The 14,089-nt window shown below is 41.0% G+C and carries 13 protein-coding genes; 9 read left to right on the top strand and 4 right to left on the bottom strand.

Annotation, left to right across the window (positions count from 1 at the left end):
• Positions 1–219 precede the first annotated feature (219 nt).
• Positions 220–606, bottom strand: a complete 387-nt coding sequence (locus B4G94_RS06970) for a DoxX family protein (protein WP_245935762.1) — start codon at positions 604–606, stop codon at positions 220–222.
• Entirely contained in the window at positions 587–787 is a 201-nt protein-coding gene (locus B4G94_RS06975; protein WP_286857946.1) for a hypothetical protein, read from the bottom strand. The genes B4G94_RS06970 and B4G94_RS06975 overlap by 20 nt, the downstream gene beginning before the upstream one ends.
• Before the next feature lie 322 nt (positions 788–1,109).
• Between B4G94_RS06975 and B4G94_RS06980 the strand changes: the two genes are divergently transcribed.
• On the top strand, positions 1,110–2,168 hold the full coding sequence (locus B4G94_RS06980; protein ID WP_286857947.1) for a hypothetical protein: 1,059 nt from the start codon (positions 1,110–1,112) through the stop codon (positions 2,166–2,168).
• Between the two features lie 21 nt (positions 2,169–2,189).
• On the opposite strand, the gene holA is transcribed toward B4G94_RS06980, so the two are convergent.
• Positions 2,190–3,197 carry a DNA polymerase III subunit delta gene (gene holA, locus B4G94_RS06985; protein WP_286857948.1) on the bottom strand — a complete coding sequence of 336 codons (1,008 nt, stop codon included), beginning with the start codon at positions 3,195–3,197 and terminating at the stop codon, positions 2,190–2,192.
• A 190-nt stretch (positions 3,198–3,387) separates the two neighbouring features.
• Here holA and B4G94_RS06990 point away from each other — a divergent pair, with 190 nt between their 5' ends.
• The 8 genes from B4G94_RS06990 (at position 3,388) to B4G94_RS28070 (ending at position 13,465) form a co-directional block, all read left to right on the top strand.
• Positions 3,388–3,849 (top strand): type I restriction enzyme HsdR N-terminal domain-containing protein, encoded by a 462-nt coding sequence (locus tag B4G94_RS06990; protein WP_108632185.1) that lies wholly within the window; start codon positions 3,388–3,390, stop codon positions 3,847–3,849.
• Positions 3,850–4,019: 170 nt separating this feature from the next.
• Positions 4,020–4,721, top strand: coding sequence for an ATP-dependent Clp endopeptidase proteolytic subunit ClpP (gene clpP / locus B4G94_RS06995; RefSeq protein WP_104382492.1), 702 nt, complete (start codon positions 4,020–4,022; stop codon positions 4,719–4,721).
• A 2-nt stretch (positions 4,722–4,723) separates the two neighbouring features.
• The gene (gene clpX, locus B4G94_RS07000; protein WP_108632186.1) at positions 4,724–5,974 is read left to right on the top strand and encodes an ATP-dependent Clp protease ATP-binding subunit ClpX; all 1,251 of its coding nucleotides are present in this window, start codon (positions 4,724–4,726) and stop codon (positions 5,972–5,974) included.
• 224 nt (positions 5,975–6,198) lie between these two features.
• Entirely contained in the window at positions 6,199–7,023 is an 825-nt protein-coding gene (locus B4G94_RS07005) for an AMP nucleosidase (RefSeq protein ID WP_108632187.1), read from the top strand.
• A 405-nt stretch (positions 7,024–7,428) separates the two neighbouring features.
• The gene (locus tag B4G94_RS07010) at positions 7,429–8,592 is read left to right on the top strand and encodes an efflux RND transporter periplasmic adaptor subunit (RefSeq protein ID WP_241254976.1); all 1,164 of its coding nucleotides are present in this window, start codon (positions 7,429–7,431) and stop codon (positions 8,590–8,592) included.
• Between the two features lie 73 nt (positions 8,593–8,665).
• Positions 8,666–11,821 (top strand): efflux RND transporter permease subunit, encoded by a 3,156-nt coding sequence (locus B4G94_RS07015; RefSeq protein WP_286857950.1) that lies wholly within the window; start codon positions 8,666–8,668, stop codon positions 11,819–11,821.
• Complete coding sequence (locus B4G94_RS07020; protein WP_286857951.1) at positions 11,821–13,287, top strand: efflux transporter outer membrane subunit; 1,467 nt, start codon at positions 11,821–11,823, stop codon at positions 13,285–13,287. The genes B4G94_RS07015 and B4G94_RS07020 overlap by 1 nt, the downstream gene beginning before the upstream one ends.
• A gap of 25 nt (positions 13,288–13,312) precedes the next feature.
• The gene (locus B4G94_RS28070; protein WP_414711816.1) at positions 13,313–13,465 is read left to right on the top strand and encodes a DUF6965 family protein; all 153 of its coding nucleotides are present in this window, start codon (positions 13,313–13,315) and stop codon (positions 13,463–13,465) included.
• A 101-nt stretch (positions 13,466–13,566) separates the two neighbouring features.
• Here B4G94_RS28070 and B4G94_RS07025 read toward each other — a convergent pair whose 3' ends face one another.
• The gene (locus B4G94_RS07025; RefSeq protein WP_286857953.1) at positions 13,567–13,944 is read right to left on the bottom strand and encodes a response regulator; all 378 of its coding nucleotides are present in this window, start codon (positions 13,942–13,944) and stop codon (positions 13,567–13,569) included.
• Positions 13,945–14,089: the final 145 nt, after the last annotated feature.

Consider the following 14,089-nt stretch of genomic DNA (forward strand, 5'->3'; position numbering starts at 1 on the left):
TTTAATTATTAAATTTATGTCAAAAAATACAGCAGAATATGCTACACAAAAAAGCTAAATGACCACAATAAAGTAATTTACAGCAAGACACCCCGTAAACACAAAAACCATTTAAAGGATCTTTAAATGGTTTTTGTACCGTTGTTACAACAAAAAAATACGATAAACTGGTCACCCAATTCATCCATCAAACAAAAAGACGACAGATCAGGCTAAAGGCTATCCAAGTTTTTTTTCGGCAGGTCTAAAATACCAGGATACCGCAATTAGAACCAAATAAAGCAAAGCTGGAGCCATTAAACCAAAAGCATCCCCTACCATAAGATGAGAATACAATGCTCCAGTTGCCGTAAAGAAAATACCAGCATAAGCCCATTCCTTCAATAGCGGCCTCTTTGGTGACAGCAGGGCGATGACAGCCAAAATCTTCCAGAGACCAAGCAGCGGTAGTATATAGTGGGGATAGCCCAAATGATCTACATTTTGTACGCCACCAGCACCCTCAGTTTTGATACTAAAGACCTGTATGATAGCGGTAGACATCAATCCCAAAGACAACCATGCCGTTGCGACCCAATAGATTATTTTATCTCTCTTTTTCATCATTATTTTTATTGTTTAAATAGTATTTAAAATTAGCCAAACCAATATCCTGATGATCGACTTTGACCCCCATATAATATGGACTATCCAAATCGGATTCTACATCCAATAATTTTGCGAATAACGCTTTCGATTGTGCCATATCTTGCACCGGATAGCGCACTGTTTTAATTCCTTGATTCATTGATTATATAATTTTGCCTCCTCTTCTGGATTTTCAGCAACTCCCGTTTTTACAGCTACAGCTCCACCAACTATTTATTATGCAATGCATTACAAAACCACAACCTAAACCGGCGATTCATAAATAACAAGGCTTCACTACGTGTAGCTATTTGACTACAAATATACATGTAGTTATTTGACTACAAAATATTTTTTGTCTTTTTTTTCAGATTAATGTAAATTCGAGTAATTTCTATCCCAAAGTGTTTTCTAAGCATACTGCGGATTGAAATGCCAATTACATACAGCAATACCAGTATTCAACATAAAACAGCATTTGATTGAAAATTTATCTTTTTACACTATTCATGAGCCTATCGCTGCTTTCAGCAGCACAGCCCCGGCATATAAGGCTAATAGGCGCTGTTTCAGCGGACAATTTCGCTGCGTATTTTAATACAGATACGGTACAGCTGAGCCAGCTAAATACGAGCAAAACACCTGCAGGAGTTTTTGTTGCTTACAGAAAAGCTGATACACTTAATTTCAAGCATGAATTTTATCAGAGCTTTGAAGCTGAAAATTACATCAGGGTTGGATTGGCATTTTACGCGAGAAAAGGAAATGACTACCAGCTGTCCTTCAAGAATGACAATGCGTTCTTTTGTGCTTCGTGCAATAATATGAGTTATTATAACGTAAATGCCAGCCGCGATACCGTAAGCATCTCGATTTCGTGGGGGCCGAATGCGCATGGTCGAAATGAGGGTTATTGTTTTGTCTATAGACCGGCGACAAAACGCTGGCAATTGGCTGAACGAGATAATTCCGGATCGGATGACGAAGGTACAAGCAGCAGCGAATATATGACCTATTCTAAAAACGTCAAGGTTTATCTAGACGACTACGATGCTGAGTCCTTATCTTATGATTCCACAGTGGTAAGCAATCAGCGGATCGCTCTGAGCTACAAGCCCGGAGACTATGCTACTCTCCTTCGCTCGTTAAAAGAAATACCTAAAAATAGCCTATTTCTGCTACCTAAAGTTTTTAACGAGCATACGGCAAAATATTTTATGGAAAATGGTCTGGACGAAGACCAGCCTGATAATACAAAGCCAATTCATGGTAAAAATGTCCTTTCGGCCAATGAGATCGGTTATTTTCTGGAGCAGGCGAATCAGCTGGATGCGGCGCAAGTTTTTTTAGATAAAGTAATTGAGCGTTTTCCTGAACGTGAGGTTGCCTATTTAAACCGTGGCGATGTGTTTTTCAAAAGAGGGCAATCTTCTTTCAAGCAAGCTGTCAACGATTACCGCACCTACGTTGCACTCATGAATAAACGCGGTCTGCAGGCAAAAATTCCACAACGGGTCGTCAAATTTCTGAGCACACATTAATCTTGAAGAACTTGCCAGCTCCTAATTTAAGATCCTATAAACCATTTCTTTGAGAATCTCCTCACTATTGAAATTGCTGGGCACATTGACGCCCTTTGATTTGAGGTCAGTCTCTTTGAGGACATTCAATACATCAAAAGTTTTTCGGCGGTTGTAATTTCGGGCAGCCAGTTCATACTCTTTCAAGAAAAACGGATGCACCCCCAATTCTTTCGCGGCAATGGATTTATCAATGAGATAATGGTATTTTAGTATTTTGGTGAAATAAGTGGCCACCTGTCCGACCACCATCACCAGCGGGTTATTCTTTGGGTTTGCCACAAAATAATCCACAATCTGATAAGCTTTCAAGGCGTTGCGCTTTGCGAGCGCGGTGTTGAGTTCAAATACATTAAAGTCTTTTGAAATACCGATGTTATGTTCCACATCATCTACGCTGATCTCCTGACTTTTCGGAACATTCAGCATCAGTTTATCCAATTCATTGGATACCTTGGCCAGATCATTGCCGAGATAATCCGCGATTAAAGCCGCTGCCTGCGGATGTATTCGCCAGCCGGCATCTTTAAGATATCCGCCGATCCAAGGCGCAACTTTATCATCGTATAATTTAGCCGCATCGATCACCAATCCAGCCTTCTCAAACACCTTGTATATTTTCTTTCGCTTATCGAATTTGCCATGCTTATAGCAAAATACCAAGATAGTTGTTGGTGTCAGATGTTCCAGATATTTCGTCAACAGCTCCTCCGTATCCGATTTCCATTTGAGTTCCTGGGCTTCCTTTACAATAATCACCTGATAATCGCTCATCATAGGATATCGTTTGGCGGCATTGACCACTGTGGAAATATCGATATCCTTGCCGTAAAAAACAGATTGATCAAAGCCTTTTTGCGCCTCATTCAGCACTGTCGATTCCAGTGCATCTGCGATGGTATCAATAAAATAACTTTCCTCCCCCTGTAGCAGATAGACCGGCTTAAAAGATCTGTTCTTGATATCGGATAAGATCGGATTTATGTTCATGTAAGCGAAATTACGATTTTACCGTCAAATCTACATCAGTAAACCGATCAGAATTCATCCCGACGTTTGATCTATTTCGGTAAAAGAGATCTAACCAATTGATTAAAAGAAGCAATTATAAAGACGAAAAAAACCGCTTGGGGAATCTTATGATTTCCCTTTTTTTGCTAAAATTTTAGTATATTTGTGTATGTTTTCACCGACACCGCTCAATTTGCCACCATTCAAAGCTAAAATATCCAAAAAGAATAATGCGGTTTATATTTTTGACGAGCTGCGAAAAAAAGAGCTGGTATTGACGCCGGAGGAATGGGTCAGACAACATTGGATAAATTATTTGGCATTGATCAAAAATTATCCCAAGTCACTGATGAATATCGAAGGCGGGTTAAAACTAAACAGTCTTCAGCGACGGAGTGATTTATTGATTTATAACAGTAAAGGACATAAGGTGGTTTTGGCCGAATTCAAAGCACCACATATCAAGATCACACAAAAAGTATTCGAACAGATCGCCAATTATAATTCGGTGCATCGTATCCCATACTTACTGGTGAGCAATGGCATAAATCATTATTATTGCAAAGTTGACTTTGACAACGAGTCTTATCAATTTATAGAAGAGCTTCCAGATTATGCTGAAATCGGCTAAGGACTTCTAAGTGAAATGGATAAAGCATAAGCCCTATTAATAAAACGCCTTTCTTTGCTGAAAGAGACCATATCAAAAAAATGTAAAGTAGATGTAAAACATCTTTTCACTTTATTTGATTTTTAAAATATAGTTTTATATTAGTCCTACAGAATAGAAAAAATAAAAAGATGAATATAGATAAAAACGAATTCAGAAAATATGCAGTAAAGCATCACCGCATTGGAAGTCAACATGTTGACAGTTTTATTGCCCGTACAGAGACTAGCATTCCGACAAATCTTACGCCATACATCGTTGAGGAGCGTCAATTGAACGTTGCACAGATGGATGTGTTTTCACGTTTAATGATGGACCGTATTATATTTTTAGGTAGCGGTATAGATGACCAGGTCGCAAATATTATTCAGGCACAATTGTTGTTTTTACAGTCCACTGATGCACAGCGTGACATCCAGATCTACATCAATTCACCGGGTGGAAGTGTTTACGCAGGCTTGGGTATCTACGATACCATGCAGTACATCACACCGGACGTAGCGACAATCTGTACTGGTATTGCAGCATCTATGGGCGCTGTCCTACTTGTAGCGGGAGCAAAAGGAAAACGTGCTGCTTTACGTCACTCACGTGTAATGATTCACCAACCATCTGGCGGCGCGCAGGGAGTTGCCGCAGATATGGAGATCAATTTACGTGAAATGTTAAAATTAAAGGAAGAATTATATACCATTATTTCAGAACACTCCGGACAAACCTATGAGTGGGTGGAAAAATCTTCTGATCGTGACTACTGGATGAGAGCCAACGAGGCCAAAGAATTTGGTATGATTGATGAGATTTTACTTCCTAAGAAGGAGATTATTAAATAACGATGGCGAAGAATAACGATAGAGACATTCATTGTTCGTTTTGTGGAATAAGCAAAAATGAAGCTCAGATGCTCATTGCTGGAAATGGAGCACACATCTGTGACAGATGTATCCAACAGGCAGGAGAGATTCTGGCAGAAGAATTAAAACAACGAAAAAGCAAGACATTACAGACCGCTTTAAAATTAATACGTCCCCAAGAGATCAAAACTCACCTGGATCAGTATGTGATCGGTCAAGATGACGCAAAGAAAGTAATTTCAGTAGCTGTTTATAATCACTATAAACGTCTGAACCAAAAAGTGGATAAAGATGAAATTGAAATCGAAAAATCCAATTTGATTATCGTTGGTGAGACGGGTACAGGTAAAACATTATTGGCAAAGACCGTTGCCAAAATATTGAACGTACCTTTCTGTATCGTTGATGCCACTGTACTAACTGAGGCGGGATACGTAGGAGAAGACGTGGAAAGTATTTTGACGCGCTTGCTTCAGGCCGCAGATTATGATGTTGCATCAGCAGAACGTGGTATCATCTATATCGATGAAATTGATAAAATCGCACGTAAGAGCGATAACCCCTCCATCACAAGAGATGTCTCAGGTGAAGGGGTCCAACAGGCATTGTTAAAGATTTTAGAAGGTACGGTTGTCAATGTTCCACCGCAAGGCGGACGTAAACATCCAGACCAAAAGATGATCGCTGTCAATACCAGCAACATTCTATTTATCTGTGGTGGTGCATTCGACGGAATCCAAAAGAAAATTGCAAACCGTCTGCGTACACAAACTGTAGGTTATAAGATGAATGAAGATGAAGAGGAAATCGACTTGAACAATCTTTACAAGTATATTACACCTCAAGATCTCAAAAACTTTGGATTGATCCCTGAGTTGATCGGGCGTCTTCCAGTGTTGACTTACTTAAATCCATTGGATAAGGAAACCTTGTTGAGTATTTTAACAGATCCAAAAAATGCTTTGGTCAAACAATACAAAAAGTTATTTGAGTACGAAGGTGTTGAACTGAAATTTGATCCCGAAGTATATACTTTTATTGTAGATAAAGCGGATGAATTTAAACTTGGGGCCCGGGGGCTGCGAAGTATCTGCGAAGCAATCATGCTGGATGCCATGTTTGAAATGCCATCAACGAAAGAACAAACGGGACAGAAAAGTTTGGAAATCAGCTTGGACTATGCAAAGAAGAAATTCGAAAAATCCGATCTGAAAAAGCTTAAAGTCGCTTAAAAAGAATCCCGTTCGCTGAACGGGATTTTTTTTTAACTAGTTAACCTCGTCACTGAATTTAATAACGCCCCTATCCATAGTGAAATCCGTGAATAAAAAGCGCTTAAAACAAGCCAAAGCATCATAATAAAAAGAATTAAAAATCTTATATTACAATAATAACATAGCCATAACGGAATGTTGACAGACAGATAAGAGATTCGTGAAATTAAAATTTAATGACTATGACAAAGAAAAGTACAAAAAATACAGTAAATAGCCCAATAACGCCAGGTTTAAAAACCAAAGAGGAAATCGTAAACAACTGGCTTCCGCGTTATACCGGAAGACCGTTGGAAGAGTTTGGAGAATATATCCTATTGACAAATTTTTCAAAATATATCCACCTGTTTTCGGAAATGCATGACAATGCTCCGATCTATGGCGAGGACAAACCCATGCAATCCGTCACTGCTGGAGGTATTACCATTATCAATTTTGGAATGGGTAGTCCGATGGCAGCAACAGTTATGGATCTTTTATCTGCAATCAGCCCTAAGGCAGTCCTATTTCTGGGCAAAACCGGTGGGATTAAGAAAAAGATTCCGATAGGCGAGCTGATATTACCAATCGCTGCTATCCGTGGTGAAGGAACATCGAATGATTACTTTCCGCCTGAGGTACCTTCATTACCCGCGTTTGCCATGCAAAAAGCGATATCCACGACAATCCGTGATCATCAACGCGATTATTGGACAGGAACCGTATACACCACCAATAGACGCGTCTGGGAGCATGACAAAGCGTTCAAAAAATACCTGAAGTCTATCCGTGTCATGTGCGTCGATATGGAAACAGCAACCATATTCAGTGTCGGTTTTGCCAACAAAATTCCAACAGGCGCTTTACTGTTGGTTTCTGACCAGCCGATGGTTCCTGAAGGAGTCAAAACATCTGTCAGCGACGTCACGGTCACAGCTAAGTATGTCGAGGCACATATCAGTATAGGTATTGACGCCCTGAAACAGCTTATTAATAACGGACTGACTGTGAAACACCTTAAATTTTAAGCGTTTCATTATAAAGAAAAAGGACTGCAAATAGATTTTCCCAAAGGATAAGGAGTTCGGTCTCCAAAAACATCCTGAAAATCGGAAAAGACTAAACATTGACGATTAAAATAATGAGCTCGATATCGGGCTCATTCCTCGATCCCCTGCTGTCAAAGTCGAATGATCAGTAGCAAGATCAATTTACCGCTCGCAATATAATAATTATGCCGCCGACCAATACGCGCTGAAAAACAGCAACTTAAAACGAATAAACACCCTACTTGATTATTAACTGATCTGTTATTAACTATAAATTGAAACGTTAACAAATGTTAATTTGCACAATAATTAAACTATTTGGCGTTATAACTTGTAATAGTAATATTACAAATAGCACATATATCATAAATTTAATCAAGCATTGTGAAGAAAAAAACATTATCTATTTTCAGCGTCTCCTTATTGATTTGTTCAGTCTTAACCACCCAGGTAAGTTGTTCTTCAAGTTCTTCCAAAGAAAATAATACCAAAGAAAAGCCTGTAGCCCTACCAGTTTACACTGTTGTCAAGTCAGATGCTACCACAATCAAGGATTATTTAGGTACCATTGAAGGAAAAGTGAATGTTGAAGTGAGACCCCAGGTTGAAGGTTTACTACAGGAAATCTATGTTGACGAAGGTTCTTTTGTGCAAAAAGGACAAAAGCTATTCAAAGTAGACCCTTCTACTTATCAAGAAAACCTAAACAATATGGTAGCAACGGAGCAGGTTGCACGGGCTAAACTTAAAAATGCGCAACTCGAAGTGGACCGTTTGAAACCATTGGTTCAAAATGATGTCATTTCAGATGTAAAGCTGGCCTCCGCCAAATCTGACTATCAGGTCGCCAAGGCCACCCTGGATCAGGCCATTGCTGCTGTACGTTCGGCACAGATCAGCAAAGACTTTACCATTATCACCGCACCTGTAAGCGGTTATATCGGACGTATTCCAAAACGTATCGGTAATTTGGTTTCCAAAGGTGACAAGGAACCCCTCACCTACCTTTCCGATATCCAGGAAGTCTATGTTTATTTCTCCATGAATGAATCCGACTTCCTATACTTTTCAAAGGCACAGGCAAAAAAAGACAGCATTGAAGGTAAGAAATATAACCAAAACCAAAAACTGGTATTTCCCCAGGTTACACTCGTTCTCGCCGATGGCGAAGAATACCCTATCAAAGGAGTTGTTGACGCTGTCAATGGACAGATCAACAGAACCACAGGTGCGATCTCTTTACGTGCGACTTTTCAAAACCGGGATAACATCCTACGTTCGGGAAGCAGCGGTACATTAAAAATTGCCGAAGTAAAAAAAGATGTACTCCAGATCCCGCAGATTGCGATTAATGAATTGCAGGATAAAACCTTTGTTTACATATTGGATCAAAATAATAAAGCGCAACGCCGCAATATCCAGCTTTCCGGTAAAAGTAAGGGCAATTACATTGTATACTCCGGTCTCAAGGAAAACGACCGTGTCATTACCAGCGGATTTGACAAACTAACAGATGGCTCAACCGTAGCCCCTATTCCACAAAAATAATTAGCGCACGTTTTTACGTATTTACGGCAATCCTTTTTCAGGTCTGCCTGAGGTATGTCTAAAATTCTTATATATGTTAAAAACCTTTATAAATAGACCTGTCTTAGCGACAGTCATTTCTATTATTTTAGTCATATTGGGCTTGGTGGGATTAAAATTGCTTCCTGTCTCCCGATTTCCCGAAATCGCACCACCGAGTGTCCTTGTATCACTGAGTTATCCCGGTGCCAATGCGGAGACCGTGGCAAAAAGTGTACTGCTTCCCATCGAAGAGGCCATTAATGGTGTCGAAGATATGACCTATATTAAATCGTCTGCCTCCAATTCAGGTTCGGGAAGCGTTTCTGTCTATTTTAAGACCGGCACAAATCCGGACATTGCTTCGGTCAACGTGCAGACCCGTATCTCAAAGGCCATCAGTTCTATTCCTGCTGAAGTAAACGAGGCCGGAATTACCGTTATGCCACGTCAGACGGGAGTCATCATGACCATCAACCTTTATTCAGATCATCAGGATAAAGCCTATGACGAGACCTTTCTGCAGGCCTACGCCCAAATCAACCTGATGCGGCCCCTATTACGTGTAGACGGTGTCGCACAGGTATCCCGGCTCGGTGCAAGGGATTATGCCATGCGACTCTGGCTGAATCCTGAAAAACTGGCCCTTTATAATCTGGTTCCTCAGGACATTATGAATGCCATCAAAGATCAAAACTTTGAGATTGCCCCAGGGAAATTTGGGGAGACTTCCGACGAGGCATTTGAAACCGTCATTCGGCATAAAGGACGTTTTACGACACCCGAAGAATTTCAAAGCATCGTCATCAAGACAAACAACGACGGGTCGGTCCTCTACCTCAAAGACGTAGCGCGGGTAGAATTTGGCGCCACCAATCTCAGTAGCGACAATAAGGTAAACGGTCACCCCGGACTAACGCTCAATCTGACCCAAACCAGTGGCTCCAATGCCCACGATATCGACATAGCCGTTCGAAAAGTGCTCGAAGAACAAGCCAAGACATTCCCAAAAGGATTACATTATGAGGTGACTTATTCCGTGCGTGACCAGATCGATGAATCCATCAATCAGGTTGAACATACCCTCTTTGAAGCCTTTATTCTGGTTTTTATCATTGTTTTTATATTCTTACAAGATTTTAGATCCACCTTAATTCCAGCAATTGCCATACCTGTCTCTTTGATCGGTACCTTCTTTTTCCTGCAGCTCTTTGGTTTCTCGCTCAATGTATTGACGATGTTTGCCTTGGTGCTGGCTATCGGTATTGTCGTGGATGATGCAATTGTTGTTGTGGAAGCTATCCATGAGAAGATGCACAGTACGGGATTAAAACCCAAAGCTGCAACATTGTCGACCATGTCAGAAATTACGGGTGCAATCCTCTCGATTACTATGGTCATGGCGGCGGTATTTTTGCCGGTCGGTTTTATGGAAGGGCCTGCGGGTATCTTTTACCGGCAATTTGCGTACACGCTGGCAACAGCGATCTTGATTTCGGCGCTGAATGCCCTGACATTGAGCCCTGCTTTATGCGCGCTATTACTTAAGGCACCAAAGCATCAAAAAGAAGACGAGCAAAAGTCAAGAATCAACCAGTTCAAAGATCGTTTCTTTAAGGCATTCAATACGTCTTTTGATCGGCTGACGGCCCGATACGTAACCATTGTACAGTTGTTGATCAATCATAAAAAAATAGCCTGGATAGGCCTAATATTGATTACTGCGATCGGTGTCATTTTGATGATCAGAACGCCGAAGAGTTTTATCCCAACCGAAGATGACGGTTTTATCACCTATAACATCGCACTGCCTCCAGGGGCTTCGTTAAGCCGCACGACAGAAGTACTTCGTCGTGCTGATAGTCTACTGAAAAAGAGAAAAGATATCGAAGGCATGACGACAGTATCTGGCTTCAATGCACTGGACGGTAGTTCAAGTCCTGCCTTTGCTGCAGGTTACATTACCCTTAAACCGCATGCCAAACGCAAGCACATTAAAAATATCAATGCTTTTATGGACACCATAAGAAACGACCTGGCACAGATAAATGAGGCTACATTTACAGTATTCCCGAGACCAACAGTACAAGGATTTGGTGATTTTGCGGGTATTGAAATGGTTCTTCAGGACCGTATGGGTGGAGACGTCAGGGATTTTAACACTATTGCCGATACTTTTATCAGCCAGCTGAATACCCGTCCTGAAATCCGTAGTGCCTACACCAGTTTTAAATCCAATTTCCCACAATACGAGGTAAACATTGATGCCGTAAAAGCGAAATCACTCGGTGTTGAAATCAAAGATCTGATGTCTACGATCCGTTCCTACTTTGCGCGTGTACAGGCCAGTGACTTCAATCGCTTTGGCCGGCAATACCGTGTATACGTGCAGTCCGATTTTGATTTCCGGAAAGATCCGGAGTCTTTCAATTCAATTTTCGTACGGAACAACAAGGGCGAGATGGTACCCATCAATACCATTTTGACATTAGAAAAAACCGTCGGTCCTGAAACCATTACCCGTTACAATCTATACAACGCCATTGCGGTCAATATCACACCGGCCGAGGGCTACAGTACCGACGATGCCATGCAGGCCATCCAAAAGCTGGCGGACGAAAAGTTACCCGGAAATTATGGCTTTGAATGGACGGGAATGAGTTACGAAGAGAGCCAATCGGGATCTCAGACCATTCTGATCTTTGTTTTGAGTATCTTATTTGTTTACTTTTTGCTTTCGGCACAGTATGAAAGCTATATCCTACCCTGGGCGGTTTTGCTGTCCATACCTGTTGGCCTGATCGGTGTTTTTTCAGTGATCAATCTTGTCGGCTTACAGAATAACATCTATGTACAGGTTGGTTTGATCATGCTGATCGGTCTGCTGGCTAAAAACGCAATCCTCATTGTTGAATTTGCCGTTCAGGAACGCAAAAATGGTAAAAGTATCGTCGAAGCTGCCATTAACGGCTCCAAACTGAGGTTACGGCCAATCTTGATGACCAGTTTAGCCTTTGTTGCTGGCCTAGTACCCCTGATGTGGACGGTTGGCCCGTCGGCGATCGGTAACCATTCGATCAGTTTCAGCGCCGCCGGCGGCATGCTCTTTGGTGTAGCCTTCGGCATCTTTATCATCCCTGTACTCTTTGTCGTATTCAAAAGCCTGGATGAAAAACTACATGATAAACTAGCTAAAGAAGAGGAAGAATAATGAAAAACATAAAAAAATACCTTTCGGGAATATCGATCATCATTGGTCTCTTAGGCCTGATGAATGCCTGTAAGATCGGCAAAGATTATGTTCAGCCCAAACTCAAACTTCCCGAAAACTTTCGTGGCGATACGTTGGATTACTTCGGAGACACCTCCAGTATGGGACTGATCCATTGGAAATCCTTCTTTCACGATCCTACCTTGAAACTATTGATTGATTCTGCCTTAGCGAATAATTTTGAGATGAAGACAGCATTGCTCAACCTGCAGATTTCAACCCGAGTTTTGGCGCAGAACAAAGCCAATTATCTGCCGAGTGTAAATGCGACAATTGCCAATGGAAACCGTACCTGGCGATCGAAAGACTTTGGTAGTGGTCCCCTGACCAAATATTATGATCGCAAAGGTGAAACAGCACCGCAAAATATGTTCGTGTATCAATCTATGTTTGGTTCCGATATTAGTTTTAGCTGGGAAATAGATATCTGGAAGAAAATAGGTAGCAAACAGGAGCAGCTATTAGCCGAGTATTTGGATACACAGGAGGCAAAAAATGCCATACAGACCTCTATCATAACTGCTGTCGCAAAAGGTTACTTCAATCTCTTGATGCTCGATGCCAAGATCGAGGTTGCCAAACGCAACGTTCAGTTAAACGATAGTACACTGCGTATGATCAAGCTCCAATATGAAGCGGGTGAGATCACCGCCTTGGCGATCCAACAAACACAATCACAGCGCCTATTGGCGGCATCCCTTGTTCCCGAAATCGAAAAGGAAATTGTCATCCAGGAAAATGCGCTTCAGACACTTACTGGAAAATTACCCGACAGCATCAAAAGAGGTACTTCTTACGAGCATCTCTTCGCGGAAAGCAAAGACATCTCCCTCGGTTCCCCGATCGAAATTGTGCGCAATAGACCAGATATCCGATCATCTGAATTTCAATTGATGGCAGCCAATGCGAATGCCAATATCCAACAGGCCATGCGTTATCCTTCATTGACCGTGGGCGGCGTATTAGGCGTAAATAGTATGCTCCCCAAAAATTGGTTCAATATACCAGGGGCATTGCTCGGTGGAATAACCGGGAATTTGACCACACCTATTTTCAAAAACAAAACCTTGAAAACACAGTATGAGGTCGCTAAATTGGAACGTGATAAAGCCGAAATCCAATTGCAACAAAAGGTCGTGGAAGCTGTAGCCGAAGTCTCTAATGCTGTGGTCACGGTCGACAAGCAACGGGAGCAATTGTCTTTGGCCAAAGAAAGAGTCGATAATGCACATCTTGCCGTCAAAAATGCGGGTTTACTCTTTAAAAGTGGTTACGCCACATATTTAGAGGTGATTACAGCGCAAAGCAATGCCTTAAACAGTGACCTCGATCTGGTCGAGTTAAGGCAACAGCATTTAGATGCATTTGTGGATCTGTACCGGGCACTCGGAGGAGGTTGGAGATAAGGATTTAAAACGCTATTTTTGTGGTATGACTCCAGAAGAATTACAACAATATTTTCAATCCAAAGACTTGCCCGAATCGTTAGAAATACAGCAAGATATGCAGGTCTTCGACGTACAACGTTTCTTGAGCACAAGTTTTATCCATGTTGNNATGTTGGATTATGGAAAAAAGATCTAAGCAAATGTCCATCCTGGATTAGACTTTTAAAATTTAAGGATGCTTTAGAAAATAAAGAAAAAGCCTAACGGATGTTAGGCTTTTTCTTTATAACTATTTTTCTATGCTTTGGGAGCAAGTTGCTTCATTAATAGCGGTATCTGCTCTTTCGAAAAAATCTCTTCTGCGCCAGCGTCCAACAATTCCATCCGTTCATTCTCATCACTACTTGATGTCAGCCCAAATATTCGAATAGCGGGAAACCGCTCCCGTATGATTTTTGCCGTTTCTATCCCGTTTAATACAGGCATATGCAGATCTAATATACATATTTCAGGAAGTTCGTGCTCGTTTTCATCGAGGTAGTCGATTAAATCCCTACCATTGGAAGCACAATAAACCAAATCCAATAAATGAGATTGAGCCATAGCTCGCATCAACACATGATGAATCAGCGCATCATCTGCGTAGACAACCGTACATTTACTTTTGGTATCCATTTGAAAAAGCTATCATTTTAATAATTATAAAAACAATATTATATAAATATGTAATAAAATAAAAAATACAGAAAAAAGTTAGCAATAATTATGTTATTATACAAATTTTATTTCAAAATGTTCACTATTAACAATCCAACAAGCT

Source organism: Sphingobacterium sp. UBA7625 (genome assembly GCF_002484085.1).
GTDB lineage: Bacteria > Bacteroidota > Bacteroidia > Sphingobacteriales > Sphingobacteriaceae > Sphingobacterium > Sphingobacterium athyrii.